16 protein-coding genes are annotated in these 16,599 nt (G+C 44.5%); 14 read left to right on the top strand and 2 right to left on the bottom strand.

The annotated features are described in order from the left end of the window. Positions 1 to 32: 32 nt before the first annotated feature. Positions 33 to 1,445 carry a DNA repair protein RadA gene (gene radA, locus ACP26M_RS19605; RefSeq protein WP_090534660.1) on the top strand — a complete coding sequence of 471 codons (1,413 nt, stop codon included), beginning with the start codon at positions 33 to 35 and terminating at the stop codon, positions 1,443 to 1,445. 97 nt (positions 1,446 to 1,542) lie between these two features. Here the strand turns inward: radA and ACP26M_RS19600 are convergent, their stop codons facing one another. Next, entirely contained in the window at positions 1,543 to 1,854 is a 312-nt protein-coding gene (locus ACP26M_RS19600; RefSeq protein WP_426582517.1) for a hypothetical protein, read from the bottom strand. A gap of 124 nt (positions 1,855 to 1,978) precedes the next feature. Between ACP26M_RS19600 and ACP26M_RS19595 the strand changes: the two genes are divergently transcribed. The 12 genes from ACP26M_RS19595 to ACP26M_RS19540 all read left to right on the top strand — a co-directional run bounded on the left by ACP26M_RS19595 (position 1,979) and on the right by ACP26M_RS19540 (position 14,543). Then, complete coding sequence (locus ACP26M_RS19595) at positions 1,979 to 3,853, top strand: M61 family metallopeptidase (RefSeq protein WP_426582515.1); 1,875 nt, start codon at positions 1,979 to 1,981, stop codon at positions 3,851 to 3,853. 2 nt (positions 3,854 to 3,855) lie between these two features. Further along, entirely contained in the window at positions 3,856 to 5,163 is a 1,308-nt protein-coding gene (locus ACP26M_RS19590) for a M28 family metallopeptidase (RefSeq protein ID WP_426582513.1), read from the top strand. Positions 5,164 to 5,567: 404 nt separating this feature from the next. Next, a complete protein-coding gene (locus tag ACP26M_RS19585; protein WP_176628788.1) occupies positions 5,568 to 6,101 on the top strand; it encodes an AAA family ATPase in 534 nt (177 codons plus the stop codon). Positions 6,102 to 6,354: 253 nt separating this feature from the next. Continuing rightward, on the top strand, positions 6,355 to 6,915 hold the full coding sequence (locus ACP26M_RS19580; RefSeq protein WP_091175659.1) for an RNA polymerase sigma factor: 561 nt from the start codon (positions 6,355 to 6,357) through the stop codon (positions 6,913 to 6,915). Then, on the top strand, positions 6,912 to 7,487 hold the full coding sequence (locus ACP26M_RS19575) for a hypothetical protein (protein ID WP_426582510.1): 576 nt from the start codon (positions 6,912 to 6,914) through the stop codon (positions 7,485 to 7,487). Before ACP26M_RS19580 ends, ACP26M_RS19575 begins: the two co-directional genes overlap by 4 nt. Next, positions 7,468 to 8,934: a hypothetical protein gene (locus ACP26M_RS19570; RefSeq protein WP_426582508.1), complete on the top strand. Its 1,467-nt coding sequence runs from the start codon at positions 7,468 to 7,470 to the stop codon at positions 8,932 to 8,934. The genes ACP26M_RS19575 and ACP26M_RS19570 overlap by 20 nt, the downstream gene beginning before the upstream one ends. A 118-nt stretch (positions 8,935 to 9,052) precedes the next feature. After that, the gene (locus ACP26M_RS19565; RefSeq protein WP_426582506.1) at positions 9,053 to 9,985 is read left to right on the top strand and encodes a helix-turn-helix domain-containing protein; all 933 of its coding nucleotides are present in this window, start codon (positions 9,053 to 9,055) and stop codon (positions 9,983 to 9,985) included. 710 nt (positions 9,986 to 10,695) lie between these two features. Next, on the top strand, positions 10,696 to 11,436 hold the full coding sequence (locus ACP26M_RS19560; RefSeq protein ID WP_426582504.1) for an SDR family oxidoreductase: 741 nt from the start codon (positions 10,696 to 10,698) through the stop codon (positions 11,434 to 11,436). A 154-nt stretch (positions 11,437 to 11,590) separates the two neighbouring features. Then, positions 11,591 to 12,343, top strand: a complete 753-nt coding sequence (locus tag ACP26M_RS19555) for an SDR family oxidoreductase (RefSeq protein ID WP_091175750.1) — start codon at positions 11,591 to 11,593, stop codon at positions 12,341 to 12,343. Positions 12,344 to 12,448: 105 nt separating this feature from the next. Then, positions 12,449 to 12,874, top strand: a complete 426-nt coding sequence (locus tag ACP26M_RS19550; protein ID WP_426582501.1) for a hypothetical protein — start codon at positions 12,449 to 12,451, stop codon at positions 12,872 to 12,874. Positions 12,875 to 13,021: 147 nt separating this feature from the next. Next, positions 13,022 to 13,594 (top strand): Crp/Fnr family transcriptional regulator, encoded by a 573-nt coding sequence (locus tag ACP26M_RS19545; RefSeq protein WP_426582499.1) that lies wholly within the window; start codon positions 13,022 to 13,024, stop codon positions 13,592 to 13,594. An 82-nt stretch (positions 13,595 to 13,676) separates the two neighbouring features. After that, on the top strand, positions 13,677 to 14,543 hold the full coding sequence (locus ACP26M_RS19540; RefSeq protein WP_426582497.1) for an NAD(P)-dependent oxidoreductase: 867 nt from the start codon (positions 13,677 to 13,679) through the stop codon (positions 14,541 to 14,543). Between the two features lie 124 nt (positions 14,544 to 14,667). On the opposite strand, the gene ACP26M_RS19535 is transcribed toward ACP26M_RS19540, so the two are convergent. Further along, complete coding sequence (locus ACP26M_RS19535) at positions 14,668 to 16,071, bottom strand: MBL fold metallo-hydrolase RNA specificity domain-containing protein (protein WP_426582495.1); 1,404 nt, start codon at positions 16,069 to 16,071, stop codon at positions 14,668 to 14,670. Between the two features lie 156 nt (positions 16,072 to 16,227). On the opposite strand from ACP26M_RS19535, the gene ACP26M_RS19530 reads away from it, so the two are divergent. Continuing rightward, positions 16,228 to 16,599 carry a BlaI/MecI/CopY family transcriptional regulator gene (locus tag ACP26M_RS19530; protein WP_426582493.1) on the top strand — a complete coding sequence of 124 codons (372 nt, stop codon included), beginning with the start codon at positions 16,228 to 16,230 and terminating at the stop codon, positions 16,597 to 16,599.

Here is a 16,599-nt window from a genome sequence, read left to right as displayed (position 1 = left end):
TGCACATCTGTAATCTGCACATCTGATTAATAATGGCCAAATCCAAGATCGCGTACTTTTGTCAAAGCTGTGGCTTTGAATCGCCCAAGTGGCTGGGTAAATGCCCGTCATGCCAGCAATGGAACACTTTTGTTGAGGAGGTGATTGAAAAAGGCAACGCTGCGGTACCTGCCTGGAAGCCTGCGTCAACCAGTCAGCAGCGGGCCAATAAACCCGTGGCCGTAACGGAGATCACTTATACCGAAGAGCACCGTGTGCCAACTCCCGATAAAGAGTTTAACCGCGTTTTGGGAGGCGGAATTGTACCCGGCTCATTGGTGCTCATCGGCGGTGAGCCGGGCATAGGCAAATCAACCCTGATGCTGCAACTTGCGCTCAATATGCCAAACCAAAAAGTTTTGTATGTATCGGGCGAGGAAAGTGAAAGGCAGATAAAAATGCGGGCCGAAAGGTTAGCTTCGCCCGAAGGGGGAGTCATAGGCGAAGGCGCTTATATACTGACAGAAACTTCAACCCAAAACATATTTAAACAGATAGAATCATTAGAGCCGGATATGGTGGTGATCGACTCGATCCAAACCCTGCATTCGGCACATATTGAATCAACGCCTGGCAGTGTATCGCAGGTTAGGGAATGTACCGCCGAGCTATTACGTTTCGCCAAAGAGACTTCGACGCCGGTATTTTTGATAGGCCATATTACTAAGGATGGCATGATTGCAGGCCCTAAGATACTGGAGCATATGGTTGATACCGTGCTGCAGTTTGAGGGCGACAGGCACCACGTTTACCGCATATTGCGTACCATCAAAAACCGTTTCGGCTCGGCATCAGAGCTGGGTATTTACGAAATGATGGGCGAAGGATTGAGGGAAGTGTCCAACCCGTCGGAGATCCTGCTTTCGCACCGGGAAACTCCATTAAGCGGCATCACTATTTCGGCTACCTTAGAAGGTATGCGACCAATGCTGATTGAAACCCAGGCATTGGTTAGTGCGTCGGCCTATGGAACGCCGCAACGTACTGCTACAGGCTTCGATACCAAACGCATGAGCATGTTGTTGGCTGTATTGGAAAAACGCTGCGGTTTTAGGTTGGGTGCAAAAGATGTATTCCTGAATATTACCGGCGGCATCAGGGTTGAGGATCCGGCTATTGACCTTGGTTTGGCGGCTGCCATTATTTCATCGCACGAGGATATGCCCATTCCGTTCAAAACCTGCTTTGCTGGGGAGCTCGGTCTTTCTGGTGAGATCAGGGCGGTGAACCGGGTGGAGCAGCGTATTGCCGAAGCGCAGAAACTTGGCTTTAACCAGATCTTTATCTCTAAATACAACCTCCCTGCCAGCGGTCAGGATAAAAAGCGGATGGATCTGTCACGCTATGATATCGACATTAAGATTGTGAGCAGTATTGAAGAGGTGTTCAGTTTGTTATTTGGATAGGGCCGGAAGCTTAAAGTTGAAGGCCCGGAACGAAGAGTAATTAACTTATGCTTCCTGTTATCTATGCTTTAAGCATTCCGCTTTTAGCTTTTTTTGCCTAAAACTTCAGGTTTAATTTAAGCCAATTCTGCACCTCTTCCTGGCTGGAGATTTCGGCCGGTAGCTTATCGTGGATCAGTTTTTCCATTTTATTGCCGGTGTTGGCAAAACGATAATCCCATATCATCATTAACTTGTTGATCAGGTATACCATCTCGTTCCCTTCATTTTTATTGAACGCAGTATGATCGGGCCTGCCATTTACACGCGGATCATTCGGGATGTAAGTAGTCCATTGGTAATCGGTATAGTATAGATTTCTTTTTGAAAAAAGGATCATAAGCCTGTGAATTTCTTTAAATGTACGCATAATAAAATGAACGCGGCCGGAATAAGACTCGTGTCATATGTTTTAAGAACTATTTCTTGCGTAATAACATTGATATTATTTTTTCGTGATTTAATAGTAATTTCAGCGCAGATAATTTAAGTTGATGAAAAAATTACTACTCTTTACCGCCGCCTCGGTACTTGCGTGCAGTGCTATGGCACAGCAGGAACCACAAAAAGCTATTTACTATTCCATATCATTCCCAAACGCCACCCATCATGAGGCTGAGATAAGCATGACCATTCCGCAGGCACCATCAGGGGCTTTCAGGGTACGGATGAGCCGCTCATCTGCCGGCCGGTATGCAACCCATGAGTTTGGTAAAAATATTTACAACGTTAAAGCTACCGACGTTGAAGGTAAGGAGCTGCCTTTGACCCAAATTGAAGGCGATGTTTACGAAGTGGGAGAACACCCGGCAGCGGTAAAAGTAAGCTATACACTTTTTGGCAACTGGACCGATGGTACTTATGCTTCTATCGATCCGAGTCATGCCCACCTGAATATGCCCGCCACGTTTATGTGGGTGGTAGGGCAGGATAAACGCCCCCTTACCTTTGAGTTTAACGACATCGATAAATACGGCTGGAAAGTAGCTTCACAACTTAAACATGAAGGCTCAAATGTGTACAGCGCACCCAATCTGCAATATATGATGGATAGTCCTACCGAACTGTCCAATTACAACGTTAGCAGCTGGGAAGTAGTAAATACCGATGGCAAAAAGGAAAAAATAAACCTGACTATGCACTCGGATGATAGCCAGGCGGTGGTCGATAACTTCGGCAAGATGATCCAGAAGCTGGTGCTGGAAGAAAAAGCCGTATTTGGCGAACTGCCCACTTATGATTTTGGCGAGTACACTTTTGTAAGCGATGTAAACCCAGCGGTATCAGGCGACGGTATGGAGCACCGTAATTCAACCTCCATAACTATCCCGGCACCAAAAGTTGAAGGGAATGAAAGTTACCTCATGGGTGTTTATGCACATGAATACTTCCATAGCTGGAATGTAAAACGCATCCGTCCAAAATCATTGGAGCCCTTTAACTTTGAACATGCCAACATGAGCAGCGAACTTTGGTTTGCCGAAGGTTTTACGCAATATTATGGCGAATTATTACTTGCCCGTGCGGGCTTTGTAACGGTTGATGATTATACCAAAACCATTGCCGGTTTGGTGAACCAGATCTTAAACACACCTGCTGCTGCCAAATATTCGGCCGCCCAAATGAGCCGCTATTCGGTTTTTGCTGATGCCGGTGTATCTATAGATCCTAACAACAACGTTAACGATTTTACCAGTTATTACACTTATGGCGGCGCCATCGCATTAGCGCTCGACCTTCGCCTCCGCAGCGATTTTAACATGACGCTTGATGATTATATGCGTGCTGTTTGGCTTACACGCGGTAAAGTAATGAAACCGTATACCATTCCCGATTTGCAAACCGATTTAGGTAAAGTAACCAATAACCCTAAGTTTGCGGCCGATTTCTTTAAGCGTTACATCAACGGAACCGACAAAAACAATTACGAAGAACTATTGGCTAAAGCAGGCCTGGTACTGCGTAAAGTGCAGCCGGGCAAAGGTTGGGCTGGTCCGCTGGCGGTTACGCCAGGCCGTGGCCGCGCCGGGCAGGTACGTGCTGCCGATGCCGAAGGTTTGCCAATATTGTCGAGCACGACTATAGGTACCCCGGTTTACAAAGCAGGCATCGATGCCGGTGATGTTATTTTGAAAGTTGATGGAAAAGAGGTGAAAGACCAGAAAGGGTTCAGCGATATTATTGCCGATAAAAAGCCGGGCGATAAAATTACCGTAAATTACAAAAACCGCACCGGCCCACATGAAACCACTATCACACTTGAGGAAAACCCCAACTTTGAAGTGGTAACCTTTGAAAAGGCAGGTAAACAATTGAGCAAAGAGCAGGAAACTTTCCGTAACAATTGGCTACAGTCAAAAGTCAAATAACTATGAAAAAGATCTCGATAATAACAGCGGCATTGTTAAGCGTTTCGGCTTATAGCTTTGCGCAGGATGTTAATAAACTCATTAGTAAAGATGATGTAACCCGGATTATCAAAACCCTGTCGGCCGATGATATGCAGGGCAGGGCCACTTTTACGCCGGGCATTGAAAAGGCCGCTACATTTATTGAAGGCGAATATAAAAAGGCCAGCCTTAAACCTATGGCCGGCAATACCGGTTACCGTCAAAACTTTACGATGGTACGGTCGACCCCTGTTAGCTTGACTGTAAGCATCAATGGTAAGGCTATTGCTGCCGACAGCGCGTTTGCAAGCAGTACGGATTCGTTTAAATGGGCAAGTGATAAAGATGTACAGGTAGTTGCCGTTGGTGCGGATAAAAATTTCAGGACCGAGTACCGGGCAGCTTCACAAAGCGGCAAAAAAACGCTTTTGCTGATCGACCCTAAATTTAAAGACTTGTTTAGCCGGGTTAAGTCGTACCTGGGGGCAGGCAGCACAAGTTTTAAAGGCACAGTAAAGCAGCCTTTGGTATTTGTGTTGGGCAAGTTCGATAACACAGCGTCATTTGATGTTAACTGTGATATCAAAAACGAAGAATTGCCACTGTTTAATGTTGCCGGTATCATCCCCGGGAAAACCAAACCGAATGAATATGTGGTATTTTCGGGACACTATGACCACTTAGGGATTATCAAACCTGATAAACCCGGTGTAACAGACAGCATTGCCAATGGCGCGGATGATGACGCTTCGGGCACAACTGCTGTATTGAGCCTGGCTAAATATTATAAAAAGCTCAACAACAACGCCCGCACACTTATTTTCGTAGCCTTTACTGCCGAAGAGATTGGCGAATACGGGTCGCAGTATTTTGCTAAGCAAATAGATGCAGATAAGGTTGTTGCCATGTTCAACATCGAAATGATTGGTAAGGCCTCCAAATTCGGCACTAACTCGGCATTTATCACCGGGTTTGAAAGATCTGATTTTGGCAAGATCCTGCAGAAGAATCTGAAAGGTACGGCCTTTAAGTTTTACCCGGACCCTTATCCGGATCAGGACCTGTTTTACAGGAGTGATAACGCTTCGCTGGCCGAAGTTGGCGTACCGGCCCACACCATCTCGACCGACCAGATTGATATTGACAAATTATACCATACTGTTGGCGATGAATTTAGTTCGTTGGATGTGAATAATATCACTTCGGCCATCCGCGCGATAGCCCTGAGCTCGCGCACTATAGTTTCGGGCCAGGATACACCAACAAGGGTTCCGAAGAAAACGGAATAGAGGAGGTCTGAACCGGAATTTACTGAATTAAGGAATGTACAGAAGTTCCCATTTTAGTTCCAATAATTCTTTAATTCAATAAATTCGAGTTCAGACAATTTTTGCGTTAGGGATAGCAGCGGATACCGGCCACGTGGCTAAGGCCGGTGCAGTATGAGCGGATAGCCCGGCCGCAGGCAACGCCCACAATGAAAAAGATTTTAAAACTCCCTCTTGAGAGGGGGCGCGGAGGAATGAGCGGTAGCAGGTGTGTGTTTCTGCGTTATACTTATCAAAGCAGAAACACACACCTCCGCCCCTCTCAAGAGGGGAATCGCTCGTTTCCCCGCTTTTTATTCCTTAAGTTGACGGTTATGTTCTCAAGAGAGGAATCACACGCGGCCATTGCTTTACCTTTATAGTTCATGAACAAAATACTCAAAATAGCAGTTGTAGGTCCCGAATCAACGGGGAAGTCAACTATGTCTGAATACCTGGCGGCGCATTATAATACGATAGCTGTGCCGGAGTATTCGCGCGAGTATTGTGCAAACCTTAAGGGCGATTGCACCTGGCAGGATGAGGTGAACATGTTTCACGGGCAGATGGCACTCGAAAAGGAGCTGCTGCCGCAGGCTAACGGGATATTGATTTGTGATACCACTTTTTTAACGGTAAAGATCTGGAGCGAGGAAATGTTTGGCAACGCCCCGCAGGAGGTGCTTGACGAATTGCCTCATCACCCCTATGATTTTTATTTACTGCTGGATATCGATTTACCCTGGCAGGATGATCCCTTGCGTAATTTCCCAACCAAGCGCGAATATTTTATGAATGTTTGGCACCGCGAACTCCAGGCGCTTAACGCTAACTATAAGGTCGTATCCGGGCTGAGTGAACAACGATACGATAATGCAGTCAAAGCAGTTAATGGCTTTTTAGACACTATTTCAAAATAAAGAGCGTCATTGCACGAAGCAATCCCCATGAGGCAGAGTGGCTATGCAAGTTTCTCTGTATAGTTTGGGATTGCTTCGTTCCTCGCAATGACGCTCTCCGTTAAGAATTTTTAGGTGATATGCTTACTTGCCCCCCCCCCCCCCGTTAACTTAAAACTGTCAAAAAAATTATCCTTTATTAAAAAAATATTTTTCACATACGTGCAACGTTGCAAAATGCCCTGCGTCTATTAACCTGAAGCCGGTCACGAATTTGGAAGCAATATATATTGATAAACATTACAACCTGGTAATTGAGTGCAAACAGGGGAGCAAAAAAGCCTGTTATGAGCTTTACCGTTTGTATTCGAAAGCTATGCTGAACGTGGCCTTTCGGATAGTGGGCGATATTGCCGAAGCAGAAGATGTGCTGCAGGAAGCTTTTGTGGATGCATTTGCCAAGCTGAAGGATTTTAGGCAGGATACCACATTTGGCCTCTGGCTTAAGCAGATTGTTGTAAACCGGTCGATCAACCTGCTGCGCAAACGCAAGCTGGAACTGGTTGAGCTGGAAGATGGCCATCTTGAAAATATTGCCGATGACGAGAGCTGGGACGATGAAGACCTGCAGTACCAGGTTGCCAGGGTAAAAGAAGGCATGAACCAGTTGCCCGATGGCTATCGCGTGGTGATATCATTATATCTGCTTGAAGGATATGACCATGAAGAAATAGGACAAATATTGAATATATCAGAAAACACATCAAGAACCCAGTTTTTGAGAGCTAAAAGGAAGTTAATTGAAATTTTAAACAGGAAAGGACAAGTATCATGAGCAAGCGATTTGAAGATTTCATGCACGACAATAACGAGGAATTTAACGAAATAGAACCATCGGCAGATTTGTGGGGTAAAATTGAGGCTCAGCTCAATTTTTTGGACCAGGAGCAGGAGCAGCCAAAAAAGCGGGAAGCAAAGACTTTTTCGCTGGGCTTCGTGCTAAAAGTGGCCGCATCGGTGATCATCATAATGGGCATAGGCTTCGGCATATATATACAAAGCCAAAAAGGAGCAAAAGGCGTTGACCTTGCCGCCATTAACCCCGAGTACGCACAACAGCAGGTGCGCTATGCATCGCTTGTTGAAACCAAGCTTACCGAACTTAAGTCAGCATCTAAAAATGATCCTCAGCTATACAAGGAGTTCAGCGCCGAGATAGCAAAGATGGATTCCACCTATAAAAAACTAAACAGTGATTTAGCCACCAGCCCTAACCAGGAACGTGTTTTACGTGCAATGATCCGGAACCTGCAAATACAAACCGAGGTGCTAACTCAACAATTAAATGTAATTGAACAGTTTAACCAGATGAAAAAGGAACAAAACAATGAAACCAAAAATATTTAGTCCGGCCCTGCTTACGCTTATTGTCCTGTTAACCATAAGTACAGCAAACTTTGCACAGGTGAGTCCTGCTGCCCCGCCTGCGCCGGTAATGCCAAAATTGCCTCCTACACCGCCTCCCGCCGCTGAATTGAACGGGGATGGCTGGACTTCGGTAACCGACAGCAAGGAGTATCTGCAAAAAATGAAGGAGCTGAACGTCAAAATGCGCGAACTGCAAAAGGAAATGAGCAACCTGCACGTACAGCAGCAAAAGCAATTGCACCTTAAAATGCAAAATATGCTAAAGCTGAACAAACAGCTTGCTTTCAAATTCAAGGATAGCCTTAAACTAAAAAAGCTCGACACGCTAAAACTTAAAATGAAGTTTAAGGGATTTGACAGCATGAAGTTTGCCGAGAAGTTTGAGAAGCTTAGTCCTAACGTAAACTTTGGTTTTAAAAACTTCGATCAAAATTTTAGCTATAGCTATGATGGCGACGAGAGCTATGAAAAGCAGGTACAAAACGGAGACATCATTGAGAAGACCAAAAACTACAGTAAAAGCTATAATGTTGATGGCAATGACGTGATTAACATTGATAATAAATATGGTAAGGTAACGGTGTTTACCTGGGCAAAAAGTGAGGTGAAAGTTGACGTGCAGATCGTAGTTGGCGCCAACGACGAAGATAAGGTGCAAAAGATGCTGGATGCCGTAAGCATCAAGGATAGCAAAGATGGTTCCGGTGTTTCATTCAGGACATCCATTAATCAGGGCGACGGTGATAATGAGGGCGGCATCTGGGGATCATTGTTTGGCAAAAGAAACGCATTCCGCAAAATGGAGATTAATTATACCGTGTATATGCCAGCCAGAAACCCACTTACCATTAACAACAAATATGGCAATACCGAGTTGCCCGACCTGAGCGGTAAACTGAATATCAATAACTCATATGGCAGCCTTAATGCCAAATCCTTAAGCAACCCAGCTTGCCAGATCAGGGTTAAATATGGCAGTGCAACTATCGGCAACCTTACCGGCAGCGATTTGGATGTAGCTTATGGCAGCCTTAATCTTGGCGATTGTGATAAACTCAATGCTGATGTAAGCTACGGCTCGGCTAAAATTGGCCGTATTACTACTTCGGGTAATATAAACGTTAAATTCAGTGGGGCGTTAAAGATTGAAGAGGTTGATAAAAATGTGAAAAATCTTTCGGTTAATTCATCATATTCAAGTGTAAAACTGGGAGTGAGCGACGGCCAGAATGCTGATTTTGATATCACTGTGCACTACGGTAGTTTTAACTATAGCGGCCATGATGTTAACATCACCAGCAAAACCCCTGCCGATGGTGAACGTGGTTTTAGTCCGACTAAAACTTATAAGGGCCATTTAGGGAAAGGCGGCAGCGATAAAACCATTACCATCAGCACCAGTTATGGCAGCGTAAGCTTTGATTAAAATATATTAGACAATAAAATAAAAAACGGCGTATCGTAACTGATGCGCCTTTTTTTATTGCTTAGCCCTTGTTGCAAATCTCCCGTATCCCTCATAGCTTTGATGCAAACATCTCGTCATGTATCACCAGGATAGTGAAAAACAGATCTTCAATACCCTTTATGATCAATACAAGCACCTGGGCTTGCCGCTTGAGCTCATAAAACATACCGATTTTACGGTTTTTAATCTGAAAGATATCAATCAGCCAATGCCGTTTAGATCGCCCTTGAGCAGGCTTAACTTTTTTGTTTTCGCTTTTATTAAAGATGGGAGTGGTGATTATACTATTGATGAGCAAAATCATAAACTGCAGCCCCGTGCTATTTACTTTACCAACCCGGGCCATTTCCGTTCGTTTAACTGGGAGCGTATTGGCGATGTATACCTGTTTACGCTAAGCGAATCGTTTTTAAAGGAAAACGTACACGCCAATATTTTTGATGAATTTCCTTTTCTGTTGGCCGAAACGTTCCCGGCCCGCGTACTTACGCCCGAAGTTTTTGAGGAGTTTGATATTTTATATCACCAGATCCTGAAAGAGTATAATTCAGATAGCCCATATCGTTACCGGATCATCGGTAACCTGTTTGTGGTGGTGCTGTTAAAATTCAAAGAATATTTCTGGAAAGATTATAATCCGATATATGAAGGTAACCGAAGCTCGGAAATTGTAAAAAACTTTAAACGCCTGCTTGAAAAACATTACCGCGACCTGAGCAATGGTACAGCCGAACAGGCTTTCAGGGTGCAGGACTATGCCGATGCGCAAAGCCTTCATCCCAACTACCTGAGTAATGTTATCAAAATAAAAACAGGCAAAACCATCAGCACCTGGATTGCCGAAAAAACTATAGCTGAGGCCAAGGCTCTGTTGCAGAACTCAAAACTCTCTATTAAAGAAATTGCTTATCGTCTGGGCTTTTCTGAAGCTACCCATTTCAGTAATTATTTTAAAAAGCATACGGATATGTCGCCGGTGTTGTTCAGGAAGGAGCATGCGGGGATATAGCTAATATCACCGGGAATTCCTGTTTTTATAATCTCATCAGAACAGGTTGTTTTTGTAGAGACGCATAATTGCGTCTTCCATATGCAATTTAATGTAAAGGTCGCAGTCCTGCTGAGTATAAAAATTCGCCGGCCTCTGAAGGTGAAATGACATCTGCGTCACGTCATTGCTGTAAGGAATGAAGCAATCCCCGACAGGCTGGTAACGGGCTTCATTAGTATTTGACTTACATCGTCGCGCTCTTGGCCACGCGGGGCCAGTTACTTTTGTCGCCACAAAAGTAACCAAAAAGGCTTGCAGCAGAGAGGCTTCTTTGCGCACAACCTGGCCCATAGCCATCGGCGCGGCCTTCACCCTGCAAAACGAACAGAACCACGGGCTGCAATTATTTTGCCCCGATTCGCATGCAATGCCTCCGATTCTGCAAAAACTTGCTATGCCCGTGCAGCCGCACCGCCCAGCATCGTTCTGCTCGTTTCACCCGAAGCTGATCTGCTGCGAAAAACCACATTTTTTTTCTTATCATGGGTAGACGCAATTATGCGTCTCTACATTCATGATTAATCTGCCCAATCCTCAATCTTAGATATTCGTATGGAATGCTTTGATATGTGTATCATTCAGGGGCCTTGCTCTTGCCACCTTTGTATTGTCAATCAACGACAACAAAACATAAACAACAAAGGAAACCATAAACAACAAAGGAAACCATGAACACATTAGCATCAAAAGTAGTATTAGTAACCGGTGCCTCAAGGGGCATCGGTGCAGCAGTAGCCCACAAATTAGCAGCCGAAGGCGCTAAAGTAATTATCAACTACGCAGGCGGCAAAGAAGCTGCTGACCAAACCGTAAACTCTATCAAACAGCAAGGCGGCGATGCCATTGCCCTACAGGCCGATGTAAGCAAAGCCGATGAAGTGGCAGCTATGTTTGACGCAGCAATTGCCTATTACGGCAAAATAGATGTGCTGGTAAACAATGCCGGCATCATGATCACCAAATTAATAAAAGACACTACCGACGAGGATTTTACCCGCCAGTTTGAGATCAACGTTCGCGGAACATTTAATACCATGCGTGAAGCCGCGACTAAACTGGCCAATGGTGGCAGTATCATCAATTTTTCATCAACCACTACCCGCGTTATGATGCCAACTTATGCTACCTATGTAGCCACCAAAGGCGCAGTTGAGCAACTGACCCGTGTATTTGCCAAAGAAGTTGGCGTAAGGGGCATCAATGTAAATACTGTATCTCCCGGCCCAACAAATACCGAATTGTTCACCAAAGGCAAACCCCAGGAGCTGATTGACCGTCTGGCATCATTATCAGCTTTTAACCGCATCGGTGAGCCTGAAGATATCGCCAAAATAGTAACCTTCCTGGCAAGCGACGATGCTAAATGGATTTCAGCACAAAATATCGGTGCTAATGGCGCAATGGCGTAAGCCCCTAACCTCCTGAAGGGGGAATGATAGAAGTAAGACGGCAAGAGTCAAGACGCAGGAAGTCGAGAGGCAGGACAGCAAGAATTAAGATTCAATGCAAAATCAGTGTAATCAACAAAATCAAAACAATCATCAAAATAAAAACATAGAAATCATGAACTCATTAAATAATAAAGTAGCAGTAATAACCGGCTCGGCCCGTGGTTTAGGTAAAGCAATTGCAGAACGTTATGCAGCGTTAGGCGCTGATATCGTGATCAACTATTCGCGCGATAAAGCATCGGCCGATGAAGTGGTCAGCAACATCAAAGCGATGGGGGCGAACGTAATTGCTGTGCAGGCCGATGTAAGTAAAGTAGCTGATATTGAAAGGCTTTTTAAAGAAGCTAAAGAAGCGTTTGGTAAAATAGATATCGTAGTAGCTAACGCCGGTATCGAACTGGTGGAAACCCCGGTAACTGATTTTACCGAAGAACAGTTCGACCGCGTATTTGGTATTAATACTAAAGGGACTTATTTTACTATGCAGCAGGCAGCCAAAAATGTTGAGGATAACGGCCGCATTATTTACATAGCCTCAAGCACAACCTCATTCCCTGTACCCGGAATGGCAGTGTATGGCGGCAGCAAAACTACGCCAAGGTATCTGGTTGATATCCTTTCGAAAGAAATTGGTCACCGTGGTGTAACAGTTAACTCTATCATACCATTCGCTGTTGATCATTCAGGTATCTTTGCCGAAGCTGATAGTTACCCCGCGTTAAGAAAACAATTGCTTGACAGTTGTCCGATGGGCCGCCTGGCCGAAGTTGAAGATGTGGCCAATGTGGCCGAGTTTTTCGCCAGCGATCTTTCATCATTTGTGAACGGACAACACCTGTTGGTAAACGGCGGCGCAACAAATTAATGATCAGTTTAGTAACATAAGGTGGCAGCTTATAGTCTTAGTTATAAGCTGCTACCTGTATTTAATTCAAAAAGTAGCATTATTTGATTATACATCTACCATGTCATGAAAACGCTTAATCATTATATCATATACAGCACGCTAATTACTTCTGCTGTAAATGCTCAATCTGTAAAAGCAACTACTTCAACTATCCAAAACGTCAATGCCATGAATGCCGAAAAGTTAACTAACCCGGTAGTGAAACAAGCCATCGATGCCCTGCAAAGCGGAGATAAGCAAGCTTGGTTTGCTTTGTTCATCAATGATGCCCAACTTTTTGATGATGGTAATAAAATGGACTTTAAAAGTTTTTTTGAAAAAGCTTTAGGCCATGAACGTTTTACCAGTATCGATAAGGTGGAGCAAGGCGGGCTGCACCTATACGGCAAATTTCACAGCGACCAGTGGGGCGATTTCAAAACCTATTTTAAGTTTACCATTGGTGCTGGCAATAAGATCAGTAAATTGGAAATAGGGCAGGCGGGTTAGCCCTGCCCAAACCCTCCCCGGAAGGGAGGGCCTTAAAATGAGATAAATAAAGTTTCCCCCGGGGAGATTTGGAGGGGGCTTGTTGCTTCGTTCAGCAAGGACTTTTTTATTGATGCTTTTACTTCAATTTTACCTGATCTTTGTATCATGCAACAGCAACTTATAGCCAGGTTACAGCAGTTAAAACCTATCCCGGTTGATGATCAGGAGCTCATACTAAAAGCCTTTGAGCCAATGAAATTTAAAGAAGGGGATATGCTGTTGCAGCTGGGGCATGTAGCAAGACAGCTCTTTTTTATTACCAACGGCATACTGCGTATTATGGCGCGAAACGACAAGGGGAATGAGGTTACTTATTTCTTTTTAAAGGACAATCAGTTTTGCACCATTCTGTATAGCTTTAATAACAACGTGATCGCTGATGAAAGTATTCAGGCCGCCTGCGATACAGAACTATTGGTTATTAGCAAAAACAACCTGCTGGCTTTATTTGAAAAGCTGCCTTATCTCAAAGGAATGATCGATCAGATTTCGCAGTACACGCTTATGGAGAAGATAAAAACACGGAACACCTATCTTGGTTATGACTCATCAGAAAGGTACCGGATGTTTTTGGAGCGGCAGCCCGAAGTGGCCAGGAGAGTTTCGTTAACGGATATAGCATCATACCTCGGTGTAACACCCCAGTCATTAAGCAGGATCCGTAAAAATATTCGTTAATTGTTACTTGCCATTTGTTAGATGCCGCAGTGAGGAATTGATATCAATAAAATCTATGTAAAACAAAAATAAAATAGCTACCATGAATACAGTTAAAATAGGATGGATAGGGTTAGGTAAAATGGGCATCCCCATGTCGCAGCAATTGATCAGGGCCGGGTACCCGCTCAGCGTTTATAATCGCAGTAAGGATAAAGAAGAGGGATTCAAAACACAGGGTATCGGTACAGCCGCATCACCAGCGTTGTTATTAAATGATACCGATCTTGTTTTTGTCATGGTATCTGATGATAAAGCCATCAGCGATATTTTTAATGGTGAAGAAGGCGTGCTGGCTGCAAAAACAAGTGGCAAAGTCATCATCAATATGAGTACTGTATCGCCGGCTATCAGTAAGGAAATGGCACTGGCCTGCAAGGCACAGGGCAATCATTACCTGGATGCGCCGGTATCCGGAAGTGTAAAGCAAGCTGAAGACGCCATGCTGGTTATTATGGTAGGTGGTGAGATCGAGCCGTTTGAAAAGGCAAAACCTATCCTTGAAAAAATGGGCAAACTGGTGATGCTGGTTGGAGATACCGGTGCAGGCAACGCGGCTAAGCTGGCCATTAATACTTTGCTTGGTATTGTTGCGCAAGGCCTTGCCGAAACAGTGACACTGGCGCAGCAAAACGGTATTGAAGCCGAAGCACTAATTACGTTGATCAGTAACAGTGCTCTGGGCAGTCCGTTCATCAAAATAAAAGGGGATGCCATTATTAACAATAATTACCAGGCAGCTTTCGCCTTAAAACATATCGCCAAAGATCTGCGCCTGGCTAAAGACCTCGGTTTAGCTACCCCGCTTGGCGAAACTGCTTATCAAACCTACCAGGCCGCCGAAGCTGCTTTTGGCGAAGAGGATATTATCGCGGTGATGAAGCAGGTGGGAAAAGGTGAAAATCAATGAACGACTTCTACAGCCGTCATTGCGAGGTACGAAGCAATCCCCGACTGTACAGGATAAACTTGCATAGCTGCTCTGTTTCATGGGGATTGCTTCGTGCCTCGCAATGACGCCTTTTTTAATTTTCCTACTCCAAAACTATCTTCTGATGCTGATACGGGATCTCAACGTGATGGAACCCGTGCGCTTTTATTTTCCCGGCAAAATGCTGCTGCACTTCGTACTCGCCGTGAACCAGAAATACGGTTTTTACCAGTGCTGGGTCCTGGCAGGCCAGGAAATGGAGTAGGTCGTCATAATCGCCGTGGGCGCTCATGGATTTGATGCAGCGGACCTCGGCTTTTACCTCATACATTTCACCAAAAATATGTACCTCATGATCACCTCTCAATAACCGGCCGCCCAATGAATTTGGCTCAGCATAGCCTACCATTAAAATAGTGTTCTTTTGATTATTAATATTGTTTTTAATGTGGTGCTTTACCCGCCCGGCCTCTGCCATGCCCGATGAGGAGATGATGACACAGGGCCGCGGATCGTTATTCAGCGCCTTTGATTCTTCTACACTTTCAATAAAGCGCAAACCCTTAAACCCAAAAGGATTGGCATCGGTTTTTAAAACTTCCTGCACATTTTTATTATAAACCTCGGTGTGGTTCATCAATACTTCGGTTGCTTTTTCCGATAGCGGGCTATCTACATAATATGGAACATCCGGCAGGATGCCTTTCAGTTCCAGGCCGTTTAAGGCGTACAGTAATTCCTGCGTGCGGCCAACGCTGAATGCCGGGATGATCACCTTGCCATTTTTTACTTCGCAGGTTTGTTTAATGATCTCCAGCAGAGACTCTTCAATAGGCCCCAATTCTTTATGCAGCGAATCGCCATAGGTTGATTCCAGTAAAATATAATCAGCCTGCTCAAATGTTTGCGGGTTTTTCAACAGCAGATCGTCATAGCGGCCAACATCGCCGCTAAAAGTAATGTGGGTATCCCTGCCGTTTTCTGTAACGGTAATATGCACTGCCGCGCTGCCTAAAACATGCCCGGCATCGGTAAAGTTGAATTTTACGGATGGGGTAATTTCAAACTCTTCGCCATATTCAACAATTTTGAACAGGCGCAAGGCCTCTATGACATCCTCTTCGGTGTACAAAGGATTAAGCAGCGGCAAGCCTTTGCGGATGCGGTGTTTGTTACTATACTCGGTGTCCTGTACCTGGATCTTTGCCGAATCGAGCAGCAGGATGCGTGTAAGGTCCATTGTGGCCGGGGTGCAATAAACGTATCCCTCAAATCCTTCGGCAACGAGCCGCGGAATTAAACCGCAATGGTCAATATGCGCGTGCGAAAGGATCATGTGCGTTACACCTTTAGGATTAAAGCCAAAATGTTCGTTCATTTCTTCGGTTTGCTCGCCCAGTCCCTGGAACATGCCGCAGTCTAATAATATGCTGGTACCGTCGTTTAAGCGGAGTAAATGCTTGCTGCCGGTTACGTTACGGGCAGCACCATGGAAGGTTATGTTCATGTATAATTAGATGTGATCAACTTAACGAAGATGGTGATTAAAAGTTTAATAAATTAATAACTAAAAATTTAGTTGCAAATTTAAAATACATCCCTTACCTTAGTTTAACCAATTAAACACATTAATACACGAGGTATTAATATTTAAAGTACGCACATGGAAATTAAAGAGTTAACCCGCGCCGAAGAGCAGATAATGCAAGTGCTTTGGCAGTTAAAAAAAGGGTATGTTAAAGAAGTTATTGAACAATTGCCCGAGCCCAAGCCAGCTTACAATACGGTATCGACAATTATCCGGATCCTGGAAACAAAAGGTTTTGTTGGGCATGAAGCGTTTGGTAAAAGCCATGAGTATCACCCGGTAATCAGCAAGGAGCAATACCAGAATTTTGCTGCAGACAAATTACTGAGCGGTTATTTTGACAACTCTGTTAACCGTATGCTTTCATTTTTTGTAAAGAAGGAAAAGATCGACCTGAAGGAGGCCGATGAGATCATGAAACTGATTGAAAAACTAAAAGAAAAATAA

This window comes from Mucilaginibacter sp. R-33, from assembly GCF_049949235.1.
Lineage (GTDB): Bacteria > Bacteroidota > Bacteroidia > Sphingobacteriales > Sphingobacteriaceae > Mucilaginibacter.
This window is presented reverse-complemented; position numbering and strand designations above follow the sequence as displayed.

Coding starts and splice junctions, on each gene's coding strand:
- ACP26M_RS19545 (WP_426582499.1), top strand. CDS start 13,022: ATGCAACAGCAACTTATAGCCAGGTTACAGCAGTTAAAACCTATCCCG.
- ACP26M_RS19590 (WP_426582513.1), top strand. CDS start 3,856: ATGAAAAAGATCTCGATAATAACAGCGGCATTGTTAAGCGTTTCGGCT.
- ACP26M_RS19565 (WP_426582506.1), top strand. CDS start 9,053: ATGTATCACCAGGATAGTGAAAAACAGATCTTCAATACCCTTTATGAT.
- ACP26M_RS19550 (WP_426582501.1), top strand. CDS start 12,449: ATGAAAACGCTTAATCATTATATCATATACAGCACGCTAATTACTTCT.
- ACP26M_RS19570 (WP_426582508.1), top strand. CDS start 7,468: ATGAAACCAAAAATATTTAGTCCGGCCCTGCTTACGCTTATTGTCCTG.
- ACP26M_RS19560 (WP_426582504.1), top strand. CDS start 10,696: ATGAACACATTAGCATCAAAAGTAGTATTAGTAACCGGTGCCTCAAGG.
- ACP26M_RS19535 (WP_426582495.1), bottom strand. CDS start 16,071: ATGAACATAACCTTCCATGGTGCTGCCCGTAACGTAACCGGCAGCAAG.
- ACP26M_RS19600 (WP_426582517.1), bottom strand. CDS start 1,854: ATGCGTACATTTAAAGAAATTCACAGGCTTATGATCCTTTTTTCAAAA.
- ACP26M_RS19555 (WP_091175750.1), top strand. CDS start 11,591: ATGAACTCATTAAATAATAAAGTAGCAGTAATAACCGGCTCGGCCCGT.
- ACP26M_RS19595 (WP_426582515.1), top strand. CDS start 1,979: ATGAAAAAATTACTACTCTTTACCGCCGCCTCGGTACTTGCGTGCAGT.
- ACP26M_RS19575 (WP_426582510.1), top strand. CDS start 6,912: ATGAGCAAGCGATTTGAAGATTTCATGCACGACAATAACGAGGAATTT.
- ACP26M_RS19540 (WP_426582497.1), top strand. CDS start 13,677: ATGAATACAGTTAAAATAGGATGGATAGGGTTAGGTAAAATGGGCATC.
- radA (WP_090534660.1), top strand. CDS start 33: ATGGCCAAATCCAAGATCGCGTACTTTTGTCAAAGCTGTGGCTTTGAA.
- ACP26M_RS19585 (WP_176628788.1), top strand. CDS start 5,568: ATGAACAAAATACTCAAAATAGCAGTTGTAGGTCCCGAATCAACGGGG.
- ACP26M_RS19530 (WP_426582493.1), top strand. CDS start 16,228: ATGGAAATTAAAGAGTTAACCCGCGCCGAAGAGCAGATAATGCAAGTG.